Source organism: Halobacteriovorax sp. HFRX-2_2, assembly GCF_043196705.1.
Taxonomy (GTDB): Bacteria; Bdellovibrionota; Bacteriovoracia; order Bacteriovoracales; family Bacteriovoracaceae; genus Halobacteriovorax_A.
The window spans coordinates 669,092-690,706 of the sequence record NZ_JBEBMT010000002.1; the positions used below are offsets into that span (position 1 = coordinate 669,092).

Sequence of the window (21,615 nt, forward strand, 5' to 3'; positions counted from 1 at the left end):
TGCCGAAGCAGTTTCATAGCTTATTAAAAGTGATCCTGGTTTCATTTGCCACAAGCCTTGACGCATTTGCTGTTGGTGTGACAATTGGCGCATCGGGTAAAGTGCTGACTCCATACATTACTTCAATTGGTGTTTGGGCGTTTTGTTCGACAATAGTGGGAATGAGCATTGCTAAACGCGCTTCTGATAAGTTAGGACCAGTTTTTAGCATCATTGCCGCGATTATTTTACAAAGCCTTGCGGTGAAATTCCTACTCGAAGGCCTATAATTGGCAAATTCAATTTATTCACTTATGATTTTGCAAAAAATAACATAGGTGAATTATATGGATATCAAAAAGATTTTTGAAAATAACAAAGAATGGGTTGATTCAAAGCTTAAACAAGACGAAAAATACTTCGACAAATTAGGGGCAGGACAAAACCCTAATTTTCTTTATATCGGATGCTCTGACTCTCGTGTTACGGCCGAAGAAGTAATGGGTGCCGGACCAGGTGAGATCTTCGTTCACAGAAATATCGCCAATATGGTTATCAGTATCGACCTAAATGTCATGAGTGTTCTAAACTACGCAGTTGATCACTTAAAAGTCGATCATATTATCGTTTGTGGGCACTACGGGTGTGGTGGTGTTAAGGCCGCAATGGAAAGCCAAGACCTTGGAATTCTAAACCCATGGCTTAGAAATATTCGCGATGTTTATCGTACTCACAAGACAGAACTTAATGCAATTGAAGACGAAGACAAGCGCTATGAGCGACTAGTTGAGTTAAATGTTCAAGAGCAATGTATTAATGCTATTAAGACAGCTGCCGTACAAAAAGCAAATCGTGAAAGAGGCCTAAAAGTTTACGGCTGGGTTTTTGATGTTCACACTGGAGAACTTAAAGATCTCAAGATTGACTTTGAAAAAACTCTAGAAAATATCATGGAAATCTATCATCTCGACTAAATGAATTAAGTTTTCATTAATTACAGTCATATACAAGCCTATGGTGCCTCGCGGTATCATAGGTGACATCTATCAAGCATTAGATAATAAATATTAGATTAAAATCACCTCTGATGGAAGAATCTTATAAGTAGAATATCACTTATTAAAACTTCTAAAGGAGATGAATAGTGCAAACTTTAATCAACACAAAAGTACAAGACTTCAATGTGCAAGCTTATCACAATGAAGAATTCAAAACAGTTACAGCTAATGATCTAGAAGGTAAATGGTCGATCCTTTTCTTCTACCCAGCAGACTTTACATTCGTATGTCCTACTGAACTAGGTGACATGGCAGATAAGTATGAAGAATTCCAAAAAATGGGTGTAGAGGTTTACTCTGTATCAACAGATACTCACTTCACACATAAAGCTTGGCATGACACTTCAGATACAATCAAGAAAATTAAGTACCCTATGCTTGCAGACCCAACAGGTCAACTAACAAGAGCGTTTGGTGTTCATATTGAAGAAGAAGGTCTTGCTTATAGAGGAACTTTCCTAATCAATCCAGCTGGTGAAATTAAACTTGCTGAAATTCACGACAATGGAATCGGACGTAATGCTGATGAACTTATGAGAAAAGTTCAAGCTGCGCAATTCATTGCTGAGCACCCAGACGAAGTATGTCCAGCTAAGTGGAAGCCAGGTGCTGAAACACTTAAGCCAGGTTTAGACCTTGTAGGAAAAATCTAAGATTTATCCTCAACGATATTTTGGGCCCAGGCTTTATCGCTTGGGCCTGTCCTAGAATTTTATTGGAGTAATTATGTTAGATAGTGGAATCATTGAACAATTAAAGTCTGTCTACGCTCAACTGGAGAGTGAGATTGGGCTTGTTTACAATGAATCAAGTCATGCTAAACAACAGGAGCTTGTTGAGATGCTTGAGAGCATCGCGACTACTTCTCCAAAGATTGTGGCAAAGTCTAGCGGACAAAATTACGATTACCCACATTTTGAAATTCATGTAAATGGCAAGGCGAATGGAATCAAATTTTCTGGTATTCCAGGTGGACATGAATTTACATCACTAATTCTTGCTATCCTAAATAGTGATCTTAAAGGGAAGCTTCCTGATGAGATGATTATTAATCGAATTAAAGCTTTAAAAGGTGAGATAGGCCTTAAAACATATATTTCTCTCTCATGTGAGAATTGCCCTGATATCGTACAAGCACTTAATCTCATGGCCATCTTTAAAGACGACTTCACTCACGAAATGGTTGATGGAGAGTTTGATCAAGATGAAATTGCTAGACTTAAGATTCAGGGAGTCCCAAGTGTGATTGATGGTGATGACTTAGTTCACTCTGGAAAGTCTTCACTTGTTGATTTACTAGAAAAGCTAGAAGCACGCTTTGGAAAAGAAGACACACAGTCTTCTGGCGAAGCAAAAGACTTAGGTCTATACGATGTTATCGTTATTGGAGGAGGTCCTGCTGGTGTCTCATCTGCAATCTACACAGCTCGTAAAGGGCTTAAGACAGCTGTAATCACTGATCGCGTCGGCGGTCAGATGCAAGATACTAAGGGCATCGAAAACTTTATCTCGATTCCATATACAGAAGGCCCACACTTATCTGCGGCCCTTAATGAACATATGTCACAGTATGATATTAAAACACTCGAGCATCGTCGTGTTGAAAATATTGAAAACGGTGATGTTAAGACTCTATTTTTAAATAGTGGGGAAACTGTCCAAACAAAAGCTCTCATTATTGCAACAGGAGCAAAATGGCGTGAGCTTGGTGTTGACGGTGAGAAAGAGTATATCGGTCGTGGTGTTGCTTATTGCCCACACTGTGATGGCCCTTATTATAAAGGTAAAGATATTAGTGTTGTTGGTGGTGGAAACTCTGGTGTTGAAGCGGCCATTGACCTTGCTGGTATCGTAAAGTCAGTGACACTCTTTGAGTTTGCACCCGAACTTAAAGCGGACTCTGTTCTTGTTAAGAAGCTTGAGTCTCTACCAAATGTAACTATCGTTAAAAATGCACGAACAGATAAGGTCGTTGGTGACGGCGAAAAAGTTATCGGTCTTGAGTATGAGGATCGTGCAACTGGTGAGATGACGAAAGTCGACCTAGATGGCGTCTTTGTTCAAATCGGACTTGTGCCAAATAGTGGCTTCCTTGGGGAGCTTGTTGAAAAGAATAAATTTGGCGAGATTATTGTGTCGGATAAATGCCGTACAAGTGAGAAGGGAATTTATGCTGCTGGAGACGTAACAATTGTTCCGTATAAGCAGATTATTATAGCAATGGGAGAAGGGGCCAAAGCAGGCCTAACTGCCTTTGAAGATTTAATGCTTGTGTAAACGCAACAACTCTCTCTGCGTTACATAAATAATCTAGAGAAATCTAGGGGCCCCTCATCTTCTACTCATGCGTGAGGGGCTTTTTAAATTTTAGATTCATTAATCGATTGAAGCACTTACGCTATATCTTCCAAGTAACTCGCCGTCCTTATTAAGTAGAAAGTACTTCGTTGTTAGGTGCATATTATCCCATTCTCCACCAGCAGATTCGTATTGAAAAAGGTAGAGGTTTCCAACCTTGTATGCATTTTTAAAACCTGTTGATGATCCGTACTCACCATCTGGTGAAGTGTAGCGTCCACCCATATAATCCTTTGAGCGAAGTGCCTTTGCCAAAGTGAACTTCATATCAAAGCTTGTGTCATCATGGATATTAATAAGCTCAATATCTCCACCTAAGATCTCAGCAACTTTAAATGTTATCTTTGTTACCTTAAACTCGTAGCACTTGTAGGCATCATCTCCTGCATTAATGTCCTGGTTGTCGTAAATGTCATAGAGGTTACAGTCTTTGAAGAGCTTGTAGTCATTTCTTAGATCATTAAAGTAGCTCTTTAGCTCTGGAGCATTTGCGTTAGCAAAAGCAGGAATTAACATTGATAAAACAATTAGCGATAAAGTTTTCATAGATAAGCTCCTAAGTTACTACTCTACATAGTACAGCGGGTTAAAATTGACAAAACATTGTGTTTTGTAAGTTGTGACACTAGATATAATTTACTTAGTTTAAGGACAATATTTTTGAAATATTAGTGTTTTGTGGAGTTCTGTGAATAGTGTTGCATTGAGTCTTAAAACTGGTTAAAAAGAATTTGGCCATTCTTATCTGTGGCCCAGTTCTAAGAGCTCCGATATTAGCTCTATGGGAAATAAAGCACTAAAAAAAGATCGCTATCCAATTGAGACTGAATTTCGTTACAAAGGTGAAGAAAGCTTTGGCTCATTTGTCTCAAAGGGAAGTCTTAGAATTCTACAACTTAGAAAGATCTTTTCTAAGATTGTTGAAAAGAAGAAAGAAGATCCCATTCCAAATGAAACGAGTATACCTCGTGCTTTCTATCATGAATTTGATATTCACTGTATGCAGATACAAAATCGCAACCTCTTCCAATTTAGGCCAATGGGTAAGGAGTGTGCAAAAACAGTTTTTTATATTCACGGCGGAGCATTTATTTATAATATGAATGTTGGCCAATTCCACTTGCTCACACAGTTGATGCGAAATATAGATATCGAAATTATTGTTCCTGACTATCCCTTGGTTCCTCATGGAAGCGTCTTAGATGCTCTTTCGATGATTAGAGAATCTTTTGAGAAGACAGCGCAAAGAGTTGGTGCTGAAAATATCGTTGTCATGGGAGATGCAGCGGGAGGTTGTCTTGCACTTGCGCTTTGTGAGCAAATGAGAAATGAAAAGTATTCACTTCCTTCTTCAATTATACTCCTTTCACCGTGGCTTGATATCACCATGAGTAACCCTGAGATTGAAGACTTTGATGAGCATGAAATGGTTTTGGATCGAAAGGGGATTAGAGAGTTAGGACAAATATTTGCAGATGATTTACCTGGGGATGATTATCGTATAAGTCCATTAAGAGGAGAGCTTGATGATCTTCCTGAGATTAATATCTTTACAGGTACTCACGATATTTTACATCCGGATGCGAAGGAATTAAAAAATCGTTTGAAAGAAGGTAGTAGGCCTTATCGCTACTTTGAATACCCCAAGATGATGCATGGATTTATAGAGATGCCTCATCTTAGGGAATCTAGATTTGCTATTAATCAGATTATCTTTTTACTAAAGAGTGAATTTGATCGTTGAAGATTTCTCTATGAACCACAACCGATGCAGTCGATAAAGCTTTCAGGTGGTTTTACGCCATCAAGTTTCATTTTAATATTGTGAATTCTGCCACGAATATCCATATCTTCCATCATATTTCCAGTAAGTTGCCCTTCTAGAAGTGTGATTTCTGCAAGTAATTCTTCTTTTTGTTGTGGCGTCAATTGACTCATGTATTCTCCCTATATTGTGTGTTGTGTGACTTAAATTATCTATTAGTTTGGAAAAATATGCAAATTATCAAACCTTTATCATTGATAGCTAATACCTATCAGCTCTTATCCTTAATCGAATTTTATCAAATACAGAAGTGGCGTAGAATCTAATTATTCCCTCTAAAAAAGGGGGAGAGGAGAGTCTATGAGCACTAATTACATGGCCATATCTGGGGTTCTTATTGCGGGCCTAGCTACTGGAATTGGAGCATTACCTATTTATTTGAAAAAGCAATATTCAAAAGAGATGCTTGATATTGCAATGGGCTTTAGTGCTGGGATTATGTTAGTTGCATCATTTGTCTCTCTTATCATTCCTGGGATGCAAGAAGCTAAGAGTTTGTATTCGGCCACGATGGCAATGCCTATATTTCTTTTAAGTTTATTCTTAGGTTATGTGTTTATTATTTTTGTTCATGATCTTATTCCTCATAAACATCTTAATAAGAAAAACGATATGGAGCTTGGTGGTCACGAGCGAAAACTAAGTCGGGTTATGTTAATCACTCTGGCCATTGCGTTACATAATATACCTGAGGGCCTAGCTGTTGGTGTGGGATTCGGTGGTGGAAATCATACTGGTGGGATGGCCCTCGCAATTGCGATAGCATTACAAAATATCCCAGAGGGTTTGGTCGTGGCATTTGGAATTTTAAATGAAGGAGCAACTAGGAATCGTGCTTTTTTAATGGCCTTACTTTCTGGCCTTGTTGAACCAATTGCTGCAGGTATCGGATATTTAGCAACTAGTGTATCTGCACAAAGCCTTCCTCTTGCACTGGGGTTTGCTGCAGGAACAATGTTATTTGTAATTTGCCAAGAGATGCTACCCGAGCTTTTTAGGCAAGGGCATGAGAGAAATGCAACTCTTGGCGTAATTATTGGTGTGATGACAATGCTTGCAATAGATTTTTATCTATAGAGCACGTGATCCACTATTTTGCTTTGCCTTCATCAAATGATGATCAAAAATGCTCGCTATATTTCTCATAAATGGCCTGCCTTCTTCTGTGACAATAATCTTATCACTACTTGTAATAAGGCCATCTTCTTCAAGCTCGCAAATCTTATGACTAATAAGTGAAGCATTCTTTAGGCCCTGCCATGCTTTATTTGAAACACTATTTGTCGCAAAGAAATTTTGTAAAATTTCTTCAACGGCGATATCTTCTTGAGAGTGAATATGACCAGCAGTAATAGCAAGTTTCCTATTGCTGATTGATTCATAATACGCTTTCACATCCTTTTCATTTTGCACAAAGCTCTTAGCAGATGATGAAATTGAAGAACAACCTAGGCCGATAATAATCGGAGAGCTCTTATGAGTGTGCCCCATAAAGTTTCGTCTCAGTTTACCTTCTTGTTTTGCTTGGTAGAGTTGTGAATTTGACTTGGCAAAGTGATCGAGGCCAATTTCTTTATATGAATGCTTTTCAAGTAAACTCTTGCCGTGTTCGTATAATGCTCTTTTTTTCGCTCCTTCTGGTAGAGCTTCTTCAGGAATCAGCTTCTGATTTTTTATTTTAGATGGAAGGTGAGCATAGCTGTAGAAAGCAATTTGTAGTGGTTTAAGTGAGATGACCTTTTCTATTGTTTCTTCAACAGACTCTAGTGTTTGAAAAGGCAGCCCATAGATTAAATCAAAATTGATATCATCTATTCCTATTTCTCGACAGTAGTCCACAAGCTCTTTTACATTATCGAAAGGCTGTACGCGGCCGATTGCTTCTTGAACAGTAGGATCAAAATCTTGAATTCCCATTGAGAGACGACTAAATCCCAATTTCTTATAAAGGTCTAATTGTGACTTTGAACAAGTACGAGGATCAATTTCAATTGAACCTTTAAAATCTTTAGAATCAATTGATTCCTTTAGCTTATCTAATAGTGTTGAAAAGGCCTCTTCGTTTAAAAAATTAGGAGTTCCACCACCAAGGTGAATTGATGAGATCTTAATATCTCCCATTTGCTCCCGGTAGAGTTCCCACTCTCTTAGTAAAAAATCAACATATTCAACACCACGATTTTTATTTTTAGAAATAACTCGGTGACAACCGCAGTAGTAACAAAGCTTTTCACAAAAAGGCACGTGGATATAAAGCTCTACACCTTGTGACTTACTATGGCCTTCTTTAAGGTGCTCAAACCACATCTCTTGTGATGGTGCCCCCGTCCAATAGGGAACAGCTGGAAAGCTAGTGTAGCGAGGTACTGGTACATTATATTTTTGAACAAGACTGTCTTTAATCATCTTTTTATCTCCTAAGGGCAATCTTAGAAGAATTGGAGCAAAAAAAAGATGATGTAGCTTAGGTTTTACTTGAATTGCAAGTTGAATCTGTTTTGTGTTCTTTCAAGCTTTAAAGATTATGGCCTTGTTTTAGTTATTAAACAAAAATAAGGATTTCTTTAAAGCTGCTGGACTACAAAAACCCTTAAGATAGCAAAATAACGAGAACATTGGAGTATATATGAGTATCTACAGTACCAACACCCACGGCGAAAGAAATGATGGAAGAATGAAAATTTCTTCTAAAGGAAAACAGAATTTGGAAGCGACGGCACCTCCCGAGTTTAAAGGGCCAGAAGGAGAGTGGTCTCCAGAAGACCTATTCTCAGCTAGTATTTCAAGTTGCTACCTACTTAGCTTCAAGGCATTGGCCCAAGCAAGAAAAATGGATTGGGAAACACTTGATGTTAAAGCAGATGCTAAGCTAGAAAGAAAGGATGGAAAGCTCACTTTTACAACGGTAGAGATTCAACCAAATCTTGTTGTCCATGGTAAGGAGAACGTTGAGGATTATCTAAAATTATTAGAAGAGACTCAACACAAATGCCTGGTTACAAATTCAATGAATTGTAAATTCACGCTAAATCCTAAAATTAAAGTAGCCTAGTTACACCTCATCTATAAGTGGGGGAATACCCCACTTGTAGAATGTCTAATTTATCGACGGCCTTGTAAAAACCACTGTTTAACCCCAGCGATGAGCTTGGGTATGGTTAAATGCATAAAATTTAACAAGGCCAAAAAATGAAGAAATTATTCGATAAGATTGCACTCTCTTGCTTGCTCGTTTCGAGTGCTTTTGCCAGCGATTTAGCGACTGATCTATCGTCAGAGATAAAAGTCTTAAATGCTGAATACGGGAATATAAAAGACTATCCAATTGTTATCTTCGATAAGAGTGAAGTGATCCCTTTGCTTAAAGGCCATAGTGAAGAAGAGCAAATTAAGCTTTTAAGCGTATATATGCTTCAAAAATTTAATATCGAATTAGAGCGAAATGAGGCGATTAATCTCATTCCATATTTTGGTATCTTAAATGGTTCAGCATCGGCCCTTCCTTTCATGAAAGGAGGATGGAGCAATGAATTTAAATTCTGTGCCGTATTTCCAAATGGAGTAGTGAATGATCTACCAAGCGAAGTAAGAAGGGTTCTCGGCCATAGTGATGAAGTTGATGTGTATGAGAACTTTGACTTTTCACAATTTGAAAAAATATTCTCATTAGAGGAGTTACACTACTATTCTCTCTACCATGAATTGTCGCATTGTCTGGACGATATTTATCTTCCTGAGAATTATCAAGCACCACCTAGTGGTCATGGAGTTCATCAATCAGAATCATTTGCTGAGGTGAATGCCTTATTCCTCATGGCACAAAAGAAAGGATTAAAGCGCATAGGGATCAATAGAGCACTTCTTAGAAAGACTTATAGTAAGTATATGGGGCCTTATCTTGCAAGTGATAAAGTGAGTCCGTTTGCCGGTGAAGTCGTCAAGCAAGGGGGAGGTGTCTACTTTCTTTCACCTGTTCTCATTGCTGCTCAAAGAGAAATTGAGAATTACAACAAGGATGTTTTAAAATACGATCTTAATGAAACCCTTAAGTTATCGGCAACTATTGTTGAACATCATTCGATAAACTCACGAAGCTTTCAAGGTTTTGCAAAATACTTCAAAGATGGAAAAGAAGAAACCCTCAAGTATTATAAAGGACTTGCGGATAGAGATCCTGACCTATTCTTGGCCTCATATTATGATTTAGTATATCTGACTTCGATTCTTGAGAATTGAGGTTATTAAAGGACGTCATCGATTGACCTTTCGTGGCTTTTTATGGCCTCGTAAAGGTCGTACATCTTGCTATTTGTTCCGTAATCGACTTCTTTAAAGTCCTGGATATCTTTAATAAAGTGAGTGATCTTGGAGATACGATCGAGATTCTTTTCACAACGATTTAATGTATCGTTATCATAATTTCTCTTTAATCTACTTAAGCACAATTTTGAAACTGTAAGAGGGTTATTTATCTCATGAGATAAGGTGATAATCATTTTTGAAATGGCATCACGTTTTTGAAATCGTTTAAGCTCCTTAGACTTTTCGCGGTCAACGACATGTTTGTAATAGACCACTAAAGAAAAAAGAAAAATGGGAATCCCTTGGTTAACAATAACTTGGAGTTCTTTATCGAGAATTCCAGAAAAGCTATGCCCCATATATGAGTTATAAATTATGGCGATAGAGTTTAGGAGTATTCCTCCAAAACCGACTCGAAATGAAACGGTATATGAGATCAGGGCAAAGATCACGAGCATCCATGGGACTAGTGAGCCAGCATGAGATTGAAGCTCAAAGGCCCTTAAATTGATAATTATATAGCTTAGGCCAAGGATTAGGACCTTAAACAGAAGTGGGTTATCGTACCTCTTATAAAAGAAGAGGGTGTATGATGCAGTTGGGATAAAGATCAAAAAGGGAAGATTGTATTGGCTCGTAATTCCAACATTATAGGAGAAGACACCAATCATTAGAAAGAAAATAAATATTATCGAAACTAACGTAAAAACGATTAAGCGAGCTTCGTAGCGCTTATCAATAGCTTGAAGTTCGTTCTCATCATTTACGGAATTTGGATAAAAGTATTTGAATAAATCGACGCTTATGATTCACCTCTAGTTGACTCAGTCGCTCTCGATTAATTTTAGGTTTTATCTTCTACTCAGTCAACAGAATCAGTTTTGCTAAGATATCGCTGCTTTATCTCCTCAATCAGAGCAGTGTTGCTATGCATAGGAGATGTTTTAAAAGCGGCCTTTCTAATCCTCTTATCCATTTGAGATTCAATTGAGTCCAGGACGATTTTTATTAATTCTTTCTTAAGTTCTTCTTCGTTTTCCTTTTTGAAAATTTTAGGAAGAATCTCTTCTCCAATATATTGGCGAACTAGGGCCAGCTCACCATGTTCTTCATAGAGTCCGCGATTATCATACTTTGTATTTTGATCCTCAAATGACCTGAGTTTAATTAGCTGATAGGCGTCGTCTGTCATCTCGTCATAGTAGAGAGCATTAAAGATGGCATTGCGGTTATTTGTTACAAGAACGGCCATGAGATCAGCAAAGAGCTCGTTATATGAAGATGAAAGATGGTATTTTTCAAGCTCATTATGAGTTTTTATTCTCGCCTCAATGGACTCGATTTGCTTTGTATAGAATTCAACCACATTTCTTGGGTTTCCTTCAGCGTATGCTTTTTGGCGACTAACTTTAAAACGCGATAGCCTTTCTGCTAAGGCCTTAAGCTTCGGATAGAATTGTGTCCCAATTCTCTTTCCAAATATGGCATGAGAGTACTCATGGTAGAGGATTGCATCAGTTCCAATTGTGTATGAGTTAAAGACTTGTCCCCATTGATTGGTAAATGTTAGATGAAGAGGGATACGTACTGTTTCTCCAATATCAAATGACGCTCCATTATCCCTAGCAAGTAATTCCAAGTTAACCATTGGTGCATCAGGCTTAAGATTCGCAACCTTGCTTAGGGCATTTTCGGCCCAATCAACATCGCTGCAGCTAATGGATTCTCTCTTCTTTACTTTAAATACTGAAGCAACGAATTTGTATTCACGACTACATTCTAACTCTTCTTGAATCTGATGAAAGTCTAGCAGTCTGGACTTGATGTCGCTTGCTGAGGTGTTTAAGGCAAATAAAGTAATAAGTAGAGGGGTGATTTTGTTCATATTTATAAATATCACGTGCGTATGGGCCACTCTGGTAAATTGAAAGATTTCCCTAGGCCGTCCAAAGCTAAAACATAATAATCATTTGTTTGAGTTTTTAAGTGCTTGTTTTTACGGGCTTTGCAAGATTGTAAATTTTCACATCACAATTTTTTTCTCGAATCTCTTGGATAAATATAGTAAAGACTAATTGTTTACGTATTTAAAATTTAAAGGATTAACTATTGGAAGCCCTAATCAATTCCTTTGGGGAGTTTAAGTCGCGTACTGAAGAGAGAAATTATCTTCAAACGTCTTGGCCAAAGGATCGAACATATACACTCTTGTCGTATTTAGTCTGCTGTATCCTGCTCTTATTTGCTGGAATACTTGCTGACTATCAACGTGCCTATACTTTTGGATCACCAAATATTCTGACTTTCTTTAGATCTCTACTTGTTGCTTATGGGCTTGGCTTCTTCGTTGCTTTTAGAAAGAGTGATTATAGTGACAAAATTGAAACACACTTATTCTTTATTAAGCTCGTTTCCGTAGTCATTGTTGCACTAATGACATTTATGATTATGGGAACTAGTACGACACTACTTGCTGGTATTATGATCATGACCACTTCATTCTATGTCATGCTACCTGGAAGACTAAATGGCATTATCGTTAACTGTGCACTTCTTTTTGCTCTCTTTATGATTATTCCTATTCTTAACGAGTCTCTTGATCTTAAGAAGCACTTCTATAAAATCTTTATTCTCTTATCGCTAAATATTGTCCTATTTGCCTTCAGGTCAATGTTTAACAGAGCATGGAGGTTATTTTATATTTCTAACCGCCGTCTTGAAGAACTTAATAAAACAAAAGACGATGTTATTTCAACGATTGCTCACGACTTAAAGAGTCCATTACAAGTTATTCTCTCGTCAGCTTCTCTTGTTTCAAAAAGGAATGAAGAGCTGTCAGTTGAGCGTATTAAACTTTACCAAGAGCGCATTATCAAATCGGCGAAGAAAACAGATTCGCTCTTAAAGGATCTTCTTGCTTGGGCGCTAACGAGTAATGAAAGCCTAGGCTATACTCCAAAAGAGCTCAATATAAAGGATACGATAACGAGTGCTGTTGAGTTTGCCTATGAGTTAGCTCAAACCAAGGATCTCGAAATTGAAGTTGATTTAGAGGATTATATCTTCAATCACGATAGTAATATGATTGAAACTTGTGTTCGTAATATTATATCGAATGCTATTAAATTCTCTCCTGAAGGAAAGAAAATTGTTGTCAAGGGCGCTGTCTCAGATGGCTATGCAATTCAAATTTGTGATGAAGGAGAAGGGGTTCCTGATATTGTTATTGATGGGATTCAAAGTGGACAGACATTCCATGTAAAGCAGGGGACAAAGGGAGAGAAAGGAACTGGCATTGGTTTAAAACTCGTTCACTCTTTTCTTAAAAAGCACGGTGCTGCTCTCTTTATCGAAAATATGCCAAATCGTGGCTCTCGCGTGACTTTGAAATTTCCAATGATATAATAAATACTTTATTAATCTTTTGAATCTTAAAGGTTTCGCCATGAGCTTTTGGCAAAGAATACCACCAGAAAAGGCCATTAAATTACTTAAGTTTTGGCCACCTTACCTGGGTGCAGGAATTAAAGTCTTATCTATCAATGATGAACGCACAAAGATCTGTGTGCAAATGAAACAAACATTTCTTAATACTAATTATGTTGGAGTTCACTTTGGGGGCAGCTTATACTCAATGTGTGACCCCTTCTATATGTTACTATTGAGTTTTCATCTTGGAAAAGATCATATCATTTGGGACAAGTCTGCAGAGATCGACTTTTTGAGTCCTGGCAAAGGTGTTGTTAAGGCCGAATTTGAAATTAGCCTGGAAGAAGTCGAGAGAATAAAAAAGCAGGCCAGTGAAGAAAGAAGAGTTCATCCTGTTTTTGAAACTTATATTTATGACAAAGGCGGAAAGCAAGTGGCAAGAGTCAAAAAAACTCTCTACGTTCGTCGAAAGAAATAATTAAAGTTATCTATTATGAAAGTAGCAATTGCTGGTGCCAATGGTTTTATTGGTCGCAACCTCATTCAAAAGATCAAAGGCCAACATCAAGTTAGGGCCCTGGGGCGTAGTGAGTCCTATTCAGATGAGAATATTGAGTTTTCAAAAACAGACCTCTTTTCTTATCACAGCACTAAAGAGGCCTTAAAAGATATTGATATTGCAATTTATCTTGTCCATTCAATGCTACCATCATCACGATTATTTCAAGGAAACTTCCGCGATACAGATCTTCTTTTGGCCGATAACTTTGCAAAAGCATGTCAGCATAATGGTGTAAAACATATTATCTACCTTGGAGGACTTGTTCCGACAGGTGAAAGTAGTGAACACCTAAAAAGCCGACTTGAAGTAGAGGAAGTCTTTAAGTCATCAGGTATTGCTTATACAATTTTACGAGCTGGTATGATTGTAGGAGACGGGGGCTCTTCTTTTGAGATCTTAAAGAATCTCGTTATTAACTTACCAGCAATGATTTTACCTAAGTGGACAAAGAGTCGCACTCAGCTGGTCTATATCGACGACTTATTGCGAGTTCTGTCGCATTTGATTGGTAACGAAAACTTCTTTCATCGTATTATTAATATTGTTAACGGCGAGGATGTTACTTACGAGCAATTGATAAGAAAGACTTCTCGTCGCTTTAGAAAGTTTTGTCCTATGATTCCTGTTCCTATTAATTATTTAAAATTATCAAAGTGGTGGGTGACTATTTTTGGTGAGTCACAAATTGAGTTAGTTTCTCCTTTAGTCGATAGCTTAAAATGTCATCTTCCAAAAGTTGATATCGAAGATGATATTAGAGACCTAATCAAAATTCGATCATATGATGAAATGTTAAATTTGATTAATTTAAGAAAAACTAAAAGAGCTCCTCGGAGAGCAAGGCGTAGAGAAGAGAAAACTGTTCGCTCCATTCAACGCCTTGATAACCCCAACCATCTTGAAATGAAAGAGCTTGCGAGTACTTATATGAAGTGGCTTCCACGCTTTATTCGATTTATTATTCATGTTCATGAAGAAGAGGGAACTATTACTTTCAATATTTTTGGATTTAAAACACCACTACTGATTCTTAGGTATATCGAAAATAAGTCGAATTTAAGAAGGGCGAAGTTTCATATTGTTGGAGGAGTTTTAAGTGCATCTGAAGATACTGGTTGGCTGGAGTTTAGAAGTGTCGCTAATGGAAAATTTACTCTAGTATCAATTAATAATTTTCGGCCATCACTTCCTTGGTATATTTACTGCTATACTCAGGCACCAATACATCTCTTTGTCATGAGATCTTTTAGTTCTTATTTGAAGCATTTAAAAATATCTTAAGTTTATCCGACTCATTCACAATGATAAGATGGCGTTATCTTAATAACAAGAGATAGGTGACGATGTTTATCTATTGGCGTCGTTATGTACTCTCTACAACACACACGTAAGTTAAAGGAGTTTCCCATGATTAGACGTTCAATTGTTCCCCGAAAAAGTTCAGCATTTAATTCAGACTTTTTTGGTTCCGCAAATTTTGATAATGAGTTTAGGGATATTATTACCGGCCTTGAAGACATTTGGCAGGGCAGAGGAAGTGGAAGCAGTAATGCCTTTGGTGAAATGAAGGAAACTGATAATGCTTATCTGCTAAGTATTGATATGCCTGGTGTTAAGAAGGAAGACCTAAATATTCAAGTCGATGATGGGCTTGTCACTATTGAGGCCGAACGCAAAACTCTATTTGAAGATGGAGGCGGGGAGACTCGACGTATCTCACGTAGTCTAACAGTGCCTCATTTCATCAATCGAAATGAAGTTCAGGCCCAAATTCAAGATGGTATTCTCTACTTAGCATTACCTAAGAGTGCAGAGAAGAAGTCTCATAAGATTGAAGTCTCAGACGCTACAGAAAATTTTGTAAAATTATTTGCGGATGAAAAGGATAAATCATCACATTAAAATTTTTGGAACACTAGGCTTGAGGGCCTAGTGTTTCTGAATCTAGTAAGTAGATAAATACAGGTAGCTCAGAATTAATATGTACTTCACCTGAAGCTTTATTTGAAAGGGTCAGGCAGCTAAGAGTTTTTACTTTCTTTTGCGTATTAAGAGGAAAGTCACATGAGCCGCTAATTTTAAGCTCTTGTTTCTCAAGGCTTAAAAGTGAAAATGTACCATTGTGAGTAAATGAGAACTCACCACCAGAGCTTGCAAGAACCTTTCTTTCAAAATTGCATATCGTTTGTAATTTTCTTTCTATTAAAAAATGATGAATTGAGCCGAGAGTAATCATTTGATGATCGAGTCTTCCACCCAAGAAGCCAAATAAGTTAATCTCAGTGATATTATCTGGCACCAGTGTTAAAGCAAAGGTGAGGTCGGAGTAGTCCTTATTTTCATCTAGAATGATATCAAGGCTATCATTTGTTTGATTAGAGTCATCATCGCCAACAGAGAGGTAGGGATGATCATCACTTGGCCTATGGTTGAGCCCACCATCAACATAGATAATAGGAGAGTCAATTATATAAGGGAGGCTTAAGGCCATTGGCCCAATAATTGTGATCTTATTTGTTTTTGTTAGTTCTTGTTTAAAACTTTCTAGCTTCATTAAAAATTGTCTCTTTGTTTCTAATTCAAGCTATTATACCTCATCGATGACTAAAATATCCTCTAAAAAGAATGCCGAAAGTTCACTGCGCCCACTTAGGTTTGATTTACTGTAGATATTAGAGCAATGTTGTTTAATTGTTTTTTCAGCAGTTGACCTAATTTCAGCTATTTCTTTTATGGCCAGCCCTTTTAGAAGAAGTAGGGCGATATCCTTTTCTGACTTTGTTAGCGACCATTCATTTAGCTGATCATTTATTTTCTCTGAAAGTCCTCGAGATAATTCACGGGTTTTTTGTTTATAGTTTTCTAGATCAAACTTTAGCTTTGTAACATCTGAATTAATTCTTAAGTTTTCTTTTTTCGTAAATAGCCACTTGAACCATAGAACTGTAGTTCCGATAAGTCCTATGAGCATAACAATACCTTCCTCGATAACATGCTCATAAGTCGAACCTTCGCTGAGGTCTTCGTAGATGTCAAAAATGAGAAAAATGGATATTAGAAGGAAGAGTATTCCAGAAATTAGGCGTTCACGTTTATTAAGCATAGTTCTAGGACCTTAGTCTTATAAGAGTTGTATCTATTTGATAATACACATTTTATTTGGAATTAGGACTTTCGTCCAGTTACAAAAATTAGAAATTTGAACGATTCTTTCTCTAGGAAAGGAGGAACAAATGACACGTATTGTTCACATGGAAACTTATAAACCAGATTACACGTACAAGACTGAAGAGATTGTTGAAGCAGCACAGCGCCTATGGCTAAAAGATGTTGATGAAACCACAAGACGTAAGGCCCTGAAAATATTCAAGGGCTCCAAAATTGATCAACGTAGTGCAGTTGTTGACCTCGAGACTGTCTTCTCTAACATTAGCTTTGAAGAGAAGAATAATATCTATAAGGCCAAAATGGTTGAGTACGGTAAGAGGTTATTGAAACGAACTTTTGAAAGATCGAATATTGATCCGAGTGAAGTGGATTATATTATCACAACAAGCTGTACAGGATTTATGATTCCATCTGTTGATGCATATCTAGTCAATGAATTTTGTTTAAGAAAGGACGTTGTTCGTCTGCCTGTTACAGAAATGGGATGTGCGGGAGGAACCTCTGCACTGATTTATGCTGATGAATTCTTAAAGGCCAATCCGGATAAAACGGCCCTTGTGCTGACAATGGAAATCCCAAGTATCACATTTCAACTAAATGACCTGGATGCGGCCAACCTTGTTTCAACTGCAATCTTTTCTGATGGCTTTGCTTGTGCTGTTTTAAAAGGTGGGGAGGGAAAAGGGGCCCATATAATTGATACCGATATGTATAACTTCTCTCATGGTGAATATTTGATGGGATTTGAGTTAATTAACTCTGGCCTCAAGATTGTTCTTGATAAAGATGTACCAAGTGCAATTGAGGGTAATTTTGAAAATATCTTTCTCCCATTCCTAGAGCGTAATGGCCTAAAGATCGAAGATATCGATAATTATATGTTTCACCCAGGTGGAAAGAAAATCATTCAAATGGTTGAAGACTATATTGGTGATTACAACAAAGATATTTCAGAGTCTAAATGGGTTCTTGAAAATTGTGGGAATATGTCATCTGCGACAATTCTTCATATCTTTGACAAGGTTACGAGAGAAAGGGTTATCGAAAATGGACAGCGTGGTTACATGCTAGCATTTGGCCCTGGTTTTATGGCCCAAAGTATTCTTCTAGAGTGGAGGTCATAATAAAAGCGATCCTAAGATCTCTATTTATTATTTCCTTTGTCGGCGTCTTTGCTGGAATGCTTTTTTATACCAAGGATATCAAACAAAAAAATCCTGAGTCGATTTTTTTAACTGATGAGGGTATGGATCAATTCAGAGCATTTCAGCAGGACTACCCGGAAGTTGACTCTCTTGTTGTTTACATAAATGAAGCCCCTAGCGAAGAGGCATATTTAAAGCTTGAGAAGTTTGGGAATGAATTGGCGCAGCTATGTGATGATGAGTGCTACTTTGTTTATCCTCATGATCTCGTAAAAGAGCGCACAATTCTAGATAATGAGCTTATTAAAGGGGCAGCTGCTAATGCTGATCTTATCTCGTCTAATCGACTAGGCTTTCTGATATTTAATAATGGAAAGAAAAGTCAGCTTAAAGATGTGATTAGAAAAGTTGAAGAAAATCAAAGCTTCTTCTGTGCCGGCCATGAGTACACAAATTATCATCTTAATCAGTCATCAGCGCTGGTGCAAGAAAAGCTATTTCCAATTCTATTTATCTTTTCATTTATTCTCTTGTTGGCGTTTATAAGAAATTTCTTAGCGACGCTCTTACTTTTTATTCCTTGTCTTTTTAGTGCTCTTTTTTCTCTGTCTGTAATTAAGTTCTATTTTGGAACGATGAATATGGTGACATCAATTGTTCCGCTCATGACCTTTGTAATCGTGCTCTCTCTTGGTCAGCATATCTATTTTACAGCAAGAGAAGAGGGAAGCTTATCACTTGCCCTTAAGAAAAAAATTAAGCCAATTTCTCTTATGCTTGTGACAACTTTCATCGGTTTCTTGTCACTATACGTGAGTGAGATCTATGTGATTCGAGTTTTTGGACTACTCAGTAGTCTTATGATTCTTCTATCTTCATTCGCCTCAATGCTCTGGTTAATAAGTGTAGAGAAAATCTTAAAACTTGAAGAAGCGTCTCGTGTGAAATTATCAACGTATCCAGAACGTAGCTTATCTGGAGCAAGTCTATTTCTTATTTGCAGTATCTCTCTATTTATTGGGATATGGGGATCGATGAATATCAATATCATTACAGATGCGACGAAGTACTTTCCTAAAGAGACGGCCATTGCAAGAAGCTTTAATGAAATCTCTCCAATCGCAGGAGGAGTACCATTGCTCGAAATTGGAATGGGAGAGTTAAGCTACGAAGATTTAAAAAAGATAAGTAATATTGAAGATGAGTTGGGGACTCTTGCTGGGGTGAGTGTAATGTCTCGAAACCATGTGGTGAGAAAGATCAATCAAGCTTATAGTATGCGCTCTTCTCTTCCTGACAATCAATTTGCCTATGCGACTCTCTACTCAAAGGCCGCAGAAGGTATTCGAGAAGCTTATCCAATTGATTCATTCTATAAGATTACTCTTTTAGGGACTCCTTTAAATGTTGATCAATATGAAGCTCTCTTGAAAAAAGTAAGAAATATTCTTGGAGAGAAAACTTATGTACTCGATGGCCTTTATTATAATTTAATGATTTCGCAAAAAGCGATGGTTCATACTCTTTCAAAAAGCTTTCTTTTAAGCTTGTTTATCATGGCGGCCATTGCTGTTATTTCCTTAAGGCAGCTAAAGCTATTTATGATTTTCATTATTGTAAACACTATGCCTCTGGGGTTGTCTCTTGGTTTTCTTAACCTTACAGGGATGTCTCTAAATATTGCAACAGTGATGACTTATAGTGTGGGGCTTGGAATTGTTGTTGATAGCACCTTTCACTTATTACATTTCTTTGATGAAAAAAAAGGTGACTTTTTGACGTATGTTGAAACGATCGTGAAACCAATACTGACAAGTTCACTGACACTCATTATCGCATTTTTACTATTTGGAATTTATGACTTTCTACCAATTAGGGAGTTTGGTGTGAATTTATCCTTCATTTTACTCTGTGGGATGATTTTTGATCTCTTTGTTTTACCAACTCTTTACTTAGGTAGCTCCTCTTTAAAAGAGGTGATGGAGGACTGGGAATGAATATCTATGATGTACTAATTGTTGGCGGTGGTCCCGCGGGGGCACTCTTTGGTCATCTTATGGCCAAGAACAATTCTAAGGTTTTAATCTTAGAAAGAAACAAGGAAGTTGGCCGCAAGGTGTGCGGTGAGTACCTTTGCCCACAGGGAGTAAAGCTATTAGATGAACTTGACTTAAAGTCAGTCTATAAGGACTTCCTTCCTTTGGATGGGATGATTATTCACACTCCAAAGAGAAATAAGGTAAATACAACTTTTCCAAATAGTCATGGTCAGAAGAATTTTGGAGTCAGTGTTAATCGTCAGGTTTTAGATAAGCGTTTGATTAATCTAGCACATGAAAGTGGCGCTCAGGTTCTTCTAGGCAAGAGCGTGGTCAGTATGGAGTACTTAGGCACTTATTGGCGAATTGAAACTTCTGATCAAGATGTCTTTTACTCAAGACTCTTAGTTGGTGCAGATGGAAGAAACTCTCTTGTTGCCCGAGAACTAAATCTTCAGCTACCAAATTCAAAAAAACGCATTGCTTTACATGCTTGGCTTGAAACGAAGAAAACACCTCCACGAAAAGGCCAGATGTTTATTTTTGATAAAGGAAGCTATATCGGTGTCGATCCTATTTCGTCCAAAGAGTTAAATCTCTCCCTCGTGTGTGGGGCCCAAGAGATTAGAAAGTACGGAAATGCGAGAAGTACATTTGAACACTATCTTGGCCAAATCAAAAATGAACTTGGTGTTGAATTAACAGAGGATTCAAAAATACATACGAGCTATCCTATTGAACATAATGTTAAAGATGTTATTGGAAATAATGTTGCCCTCATTGGAGATGCCGCGGGCTTCGTTGATCCCATTACAGGTGAAGGTATCTTTAATGCACTACTTACTGCACGAATGCTCTTTGAAAGTATTAATATCGCTAACACATGTTTTGATTATAATCAGTCTCTATTGATTTACACAGAGAAGAAATCGAAAAGTTTTCGAGAAAAAACTTTTCTTAATATTGGGTTTCAGTGGCTCATTCGTCGCTCGTGGTTAGTTGAGATCATTGCGAAGTTTTTAAATCACAGTCAAAAAAGAAGAGATAACTTTATTGGAATTATTGGAAATATTCATACTCCTATGAAGGGTCTCTTTAGAATTATTTTTTCTTGAGGTATCGATGAAATTTTTTAAGCTACTTACAATTTTACTACTCCTTCAAACTAGTCTCTTTGCTGAATCAAAGCTGATTCTTAAATACGATAGTTATGATAAAGCACTTGAAGCAAAGAATCATATCTTCTTTAATATGTCTTCCACTAAGGCGGGTATCATAACAACGGATTTTAAAGGGGCCGTTAAAGATGCGCAGATAACTTATTCCAAAGACGCAAAAGGTAATTACAAAGATATTTCAATCGTTATTAATGCCAAGCAATTGGATACAGATAATGATGCGCGCAATGATAAGATGTATGAGCAATCTCTTGAGGCAGAAAAATACCCTAAGCTTATTGTTCGCATACCTGGCCCTATAAGACTCGGCGAGTTAAATAAGGGAAGTATTGAGGTAAGAAATAAGAAGCACTCAATTGTTCTCTTTATCGAAAAAGTTGTGAGCGCTGAGGGAGAAGCCTCTTTAGCTGGAAAGTCTGTTCTGTCTCTTAAAAAGCTGGAGATCCCAGATCCATCAATTTGGATCGCAACTGTTCACGATGAAGTTGAGGTAAGATTTAACGTGCTGCCCTAGAGTAATTTCAAGCTATTATGAAGATTTTTTGCTAAATCGATAAATTTTATCAATACTT

General features: G+C 37.4%; 23 protein-coding genes. 16 read left to right on the forward strand and 7 right to left on the reverse strand.

Translation table 11 applies throughout. The annotated features are described in order from the left end of the window. From ABMA79_RS08510 to ahpF, 4 genes are all read left to right on the forward strand, one after another. Positions 1 to 269, forward strand: a 269-nt coding sequence (locus ABMA79_RS08510) for a manganese efflux pump (protein WP_393091835.1), incomplete at its 5' end; no start/stop codon positions are given. Between the two features lie 57 nt (positions 270 to 326). After that, positions 327 to 953 (forward strand): carbonic anhydrase, encoded by a 627-nt coding sequence (locus ABMA79_RS08515; RefSeq protein WP_392859497.1) that lies wholly within the window; start codon positions 327 to 329, stop codon positions 951 to 953. Between the two features lie 170 nt (positions 954 to 1,123). After that, positions 1,124 to 1,690 (forward strand): alkyl hydroperoxide reductase subunit C, encoded by a 567-nt coding sequence (gene ahpC / locus ABMA79_RS08520; protein ID WP_392859499.1) that lies wholly within the window; start codon positions 1,124 to 1,126, stop codon positions 1,688 to 1,690. A 73-nt stretch (positions 1,691 to 1,763) separates the two neighbouring features. Next, the gene (gene ahpF, locus ABMA79_RS08525; protein WP_393091838.1) at positions 1,764 to 3,314 is read left to right on the forward strand and encodes an alkyl hydroperoxide reductase subunit F; all 1,551 of its coding nucleotides are present in this window, start codon (positions 1,764 to 1,766) and stop codon (positions 3,312 to 3,314) included. A gap of 99 nt (positions 3,315 to 3,413) precedes the next feature. Here ahpF and ABMA79_RS08530 read toward each other — a convergent pair whose 3' ends face one another. Beyond that, positions 3,414 to 3,941 (reverse strand): hypothetical protein, encoded by a 528-nt coding sequence (locus ABMA79_RS08530; RefSeq protein WP_392859504.1) that lies wholly within the window; start codon positions 3,939 to 3,941, stop codon positions 3,414 to 3,416. Positions 3,942 to 4,176: 235 nt separating this feature from the next. Here ABMA79_RS08530 and ABMA79_RS08535 point away from each other — a divergent pair, with 235 nt between their 5' ends. Then, positions 4,177 to 5,139, forward strand: coding sequence for an alpha/beta hydrolase fold domain-containing protein (locus ABMA79_RS08535; RefSeq protein WP_392859507.1), 963 nt, complete (start codon positions 4,177 to 4,179; stop codon positions 5,137 to 5,139). Positions 5,140 to 5,147: 8 nt separating this feature from the next. Here ABMA79_RS08535 and ABMA79_RS08540 read toward each other — a convergent pair whose 3' ends face one another. Continuing rightward, positions 5,148 to 5,333, reverse strand: a complete 186-nt coding sequence (locus ABMA79_RS08540) for a hypothetical protein (RefSeq protein WP_021268045.1) — start codon at positions 5,331 to 5,333, stop codon at positions 5,148 to 5,150. A gap of 187 nt (positions 5,334 to 5,520) precedes the next feature. Here ABMA79_RS08540 and ABMA79_RS08545 point away from each other — a divergent pair, with 187 nt between their 5' ends. Then, a complete protein-coding gene (locus tag ABMA79_RS08545; RefSeq protein WP_393091840.1) occupies positions 5,521 to 6,297 on the forward strand; it encodes a ZIP family metal transporter in 777 nt (258 codons plus the stop codon). On the opposite strand, the gene hemN is transcribed toward ABMA79_RS08545, so the two are convergent. Further along, positions 6,292 to 7,626 carry an oxygen-independent coproporphyrinogen III oxidase gene (gene hemN / locus ABMA79_RS08550; protein WP_393091843.1) on the reverse strand — a complete coding sequence of 445 codons (1,335 nt, stop codon included), beginning with the start codon at positions 7,624 to 7,626 and terminating at the stop codon, positions 6,292 to 6,294. The genes ABMA79_RS08545 and hemN overlap by 6 nt on opposite strands. Positions 7,627 to 7,846: 220 nt before the next feature. Between hemN and ABMA79_RS08555 the strand changes: the two genes are divergently transcribed. Together ABMA79_RS08555 and ABMA79_RS08560 are read left to right on the forward strand one after the other, a co-directional pair. Then, positions 7,847 to 8,272 carry an OsmC family protein gene (locus ABMA79_RS08555; RefSeq protein WP_392859513.1) on the forward strand — a complete coding sequence of 142 codons (426 nt, stop codon included), beginning with the start codon at positions 7,847 to 7,849 and terminating at the stop codon, positions 8,270 to 8,272. Positions 8,273 to 8,409: 137 nt separating this feature from the next. Next, positions 8,410 to 9,456 carry a hypothetical protein gene (locus ABMA79_RS08560; RefSeq protein WP_393091846.1) on the forward strand — a complete coding sequence of 349 codons (1,047 nt, stop codon included), beginning with the start codon at positions 8,410 to 8,412 and terminating at the stop codon, positions 9,454 to 9,456. Positions 9,457 to 9,461: 5 nt separating this feature from the next. Here ABMA79_RS08560 and ABMA79_RS08565 read toward each other — a convergent pair whose 3' ends face one another. Beyond that, a complete protein-coding gene (locus tag ABMA79_RS08565) occupies positions 9,462 to 10,193 on the reverse strand; it encodes a hypothetical protein (RefSeq protein ID WP_393091848.1) in 732 nt (243 codons plus the stop codon). Positions 10,194 to 10,384: 191 nt separating this feature from the next. After that, the gene (locus ABMA79_RS08570; protein WP_393091850.1) at positions 10,385 to 11,407 is read right to left on the reverse strand and encodes a hypothetical protein; all 1,023 of its coding nucleotides are present in this window, start codon (positions 11,405 to 11,407) and stop codon (positions 10,385 to 10,387) included. 224 nt (positions 11,408 to 11,631) lie between these two features. Here ABMA79_RS08570 and ABMA79_RS08575 point away from each other — a divergent pair, with 224 nt between their 5' ends. The 4 genes from ABMA79_RS08575 to ABMA79_RS08590 all read left to right on the forward strand — a co-directional run bounded on the left by ABMA79_RS08575 (position 11,632) and on the right by ABMA79_RS08590 (position 15,415). Further along, complete coding sequence (locus tag ABMA79_RS08575) at positions 11,632 to 12,927, forward strand: sensor histidine kinase (protein ID WP_393091852.1); 1,296 nt, start codon at positions 11,632 to 11,634, stop codon at positions 12,925 to 12,927. A 40-nt stretch (positions 12,928 to 12,967) separates the two neighbouring features. Beyond that, on the forward strand, positions 12,968 to 13,429 hold the full coding sequence (locus tag ABMA79_RS08580; RefSeq protein ID WP_392859520.1) for a DUF4442 domain-containing protein: 462 nt from the start codon (positions 12,968 to 12,970) through the stop codon (positions 13,427 to 13,429). 15 nt (positions 13,430 to 13,444) lie between these two features. Then, complete coding sequence (locus tag ABMA79_RS08585) at positions 13,445 to 14,794, forward strand: NAD(P)H-binding protein (RefSeq protein ID WP_392859523.1); 1,350 nt, start codon at positions 13,445 to 13,447, stop codon at positions 14,792 to 14,794. Between the two features lie 126 nt (positions 14,795 to 14,920). Then, positions 14,921 to 15,415, forward strand: a complete 495-nt coding sequence (locus ABMA79_RS08590; RefSeq protein ID WP_392859529.1) for an Hsp20/alpha crystallin family protein — start codon at positions 14,921 to 14,923, stop codon at positions 15,413 to 15,415. A 13-nt stretch (positions 15,416 to 15,428) separates the two neighbouring features. Here the strand turns inward: ABMA79_RS08590 and ABMA79_RS08595 are convergent, their stop codons facing one another. Together ABMA79_RS08595 and ABMA79_RS08600 are read right to left on the reverse strand one after the other, a co-directional pair. Further along, on the reverse strand, positions 15,429 to 16,067 hold the full coding sequence (locus tag ABMA79_RS08595) for a hypothetical protein (RefSeq protein ID WP_392859532.1): 639 nt from the start codon (positions 16,065 to 16,067) through the stop codon (positions 15,429 to 15,431). 33 nt (positions 16,068 to 16,100) lie between these two features. Continuing rightward, positions 16,101 to 16,616 (reverse strand): LuxR C-terminal-related transcriptional regulator, encoded by a 516-nt coding sequence (locus ABMA79_RS08600; RefSeq protein WP_392859534.1) that lies wholly within the window; start codon positions 16,614 to 16,616, stop codon positions 16,101 to 16,103. A 130-nt stretch (positions 16,617 to 16,746) separates the two neighbouring features. On the opposite strand from ABMA79_RS08600, the gene ABMA79_RS08605 reads away from it, so the two are divergent. Genes ABMA79_RS08605 through ABMA79_RS08620 form a run of 4 tightly spaced genes read left to right on the forward strand, consistent with a single transcriptional unit; the run spans position 16,747 to position 21,557 of the window. Further along, positions 16,747 to 17,805, forward strand: coding sequence for a type III polyketide synthase (locus tag ABMA79_RS08605; RefSeq protein ID WP_393091855.1), 1,059 nt, complete (start codon positions 16,747 to 16,749; stop codon positions 17,803 to 17,805). Positions 17,806 to 17,861: 56 nt separating this feature from the next. Then, positions 17,862 to 19,823: a hypothetical protein gene (locus ABMA79_RS08610; RefSeq protein WP_393091858.1), complete on the forward strand. Its 1,962-nt coding sequence runs from the start codon at positions 17,862 to 17,864 to the stop codon at positions 19,821 to 19,823. Beyond that, on the forward strand, positions 19,820 to 20,980 hold the full coding sequence (locus ABMA79_RS08615) for an NAD(P)/FAD-dependent oxidoreductase (protein WP_393091860.1): 1,161 nt from the start codon (positions 19,820 to 19,822) through the stop codon (positions 20,978 to 20,980). Before ABMA79_RS08610 ends, ABMA79_RS08615 begins: the two co-directional genes overlap by 4 nt. Before the next feature lie 7 nt (positions 20,981 to 20,987). Further along, on the forward strand, positions 20,988 to 21,557 hold the full coding sequence (locus ABMA79_RS08620) for a YceI family protein (protein WP_393091863.1): 570 nt from the start codon (positions 20,988 to 20,990) through the stop codon (positions 21,555 to 21,557). The last annotated feature ends 58 nt before the right edge of the window (positions 21,558 to 21,615 follow it).

Bases quoted from the DNA above. Each gene is read 5' to 3' on its own strand.
- ABMA79_RS08515 (WP_392859497.1), top strand. From the start codon at position 327: ATGGATATCAAAAAGATTTTTGAAAATAACAAAGAATGGGTTGATTCA.
- ahpF (WP_393091838.1), top strand. From the start codon at position 1,764: ATGTTAGATAGTGGAATCATTGAACAATTAAAGTCTGTCTACGCTCAA.
- ABMA79_RS08530 (WP_392859504.1), bottom strand. From the start codon at position 3,941: ATGAAAACTTTATCGCTAATTGTTTTATCAATGTTAATTCCTGCTTTT.
- ABMA79_RS08535 (WP_392859507.1), top strand. From the start codon at position 4,177: ATGGGAAATAAAGCACTAAAAAAAGATCGCTATCCAATTGAGACTGAA.
- ABMA79_RS08540 (WP_021268045.1), bottom strand. From the start codon at position 5,333: ATGAGTCAATTGACGCCACAACAAAAAGAAGAATTACTTGCAGAAATC.
- ABMA79_RS08545 (WP_393091840.1), top strand. From the start codon at position 5,521: ATGAGCACTAATTACATGGCCATATCTGGGGTTCTTATTGCGGGCCTA.
- hemN (WP_393091843.1), bottom strand. From the start codon at position 7,626: ATGATTAAAGACAGTCTTGTTCAAAAATATAATGTACCAGTACCTCGC.
- ABMA79_RS08555 (WP_392859513.1), top strand. From the start codon at position 7,847: ATGAGTATCTACAGTACCAACACCCACGGCGAAAGAAATGATGGAAGA.
- ABMA79_RS08560 (WP_393091846.1), top strand. From the start codon at position 8,410: ATGAAGAAATTATTCGATAAGATTGCACTCTCTTGCTTGCTCGTTTCG.
- ABMA79_RS08565 (WP_393091848.1), bottom strand. From the start codon at position 10,193: ATGATTGGTGTCTTCTCCTATAATGTTGGAATTACGAGCCAATACAAT.
- ABMA79_RS08570 (WP_393091850.1), bottom strand. From the start codon at position 11,407: ATGAACAAAATCACCCCTCTACTTATTACTTTATTTGCCTTAAACACC.
- ABMA79_RS08580 (WP_392859520.1), top strand. From the start codon at position 12,968: ATGAGCTTTTGGCAAAGAATACCACCAGAAAAGGCCATTAAATTACTT.
- ABMA79_RS08585 (WP_392859523.1), top strand. From the start codon at position 13,445: ATGAAAGTAGCAATTGCTGGTGCCAATGGTTTTATTGGTCGCAACCTC.
- ABMA79_RS08590 (WP_392859529.1), top strand. From the start codon at position 14,921: ATGATTAGACGTTCAATTGTTCCCCGAAAAAGTTCAGCATTTAATTCA.
- ABMA79_RS08595 (WP_392859532.1), bottom strand. From the start codon at position 16,067: ATGAAGCTAGAAAGTTTTAAACAAGAACTAACAAAAACAAATAAGATC.
- ABMA79_RS08600 (WP_392859534.1), bottom strand. From the start codon at position 16,616: ATGCTTAATAAACGTGAACGCCTAATTTCTGGAATACTCTTCCTTCTA.
- ABMA79_RS08605 (WP_393091855.1), top strand. From the start codon at position 16,747: ATGACACGTATTGTTCACATGGAAACTTATAAACCAGATTACACGTAC.
- ABMA79_RS08610 (WP_393091858.1), top strand. From the start codon at position 17,862: ATGCTTTTTTATACCAAGGATATCAAACAAAAAAATCCTGAGTCGATT.
- ABMA79_RS08615 (WP_393091860.1), top strand. From the start codon at position 19,820: ATGAATATCTATGATGTACTAATTGTTGGCGGTGGTCCCGCGGGGGCA.
- ABMA79_RS08620 (WP_393091863.1), top strand. From the start codon at position 20,988: ATGAAATTTTTTAAGCTACTTACAATTTTACTACTCCTTCAAACTAGT.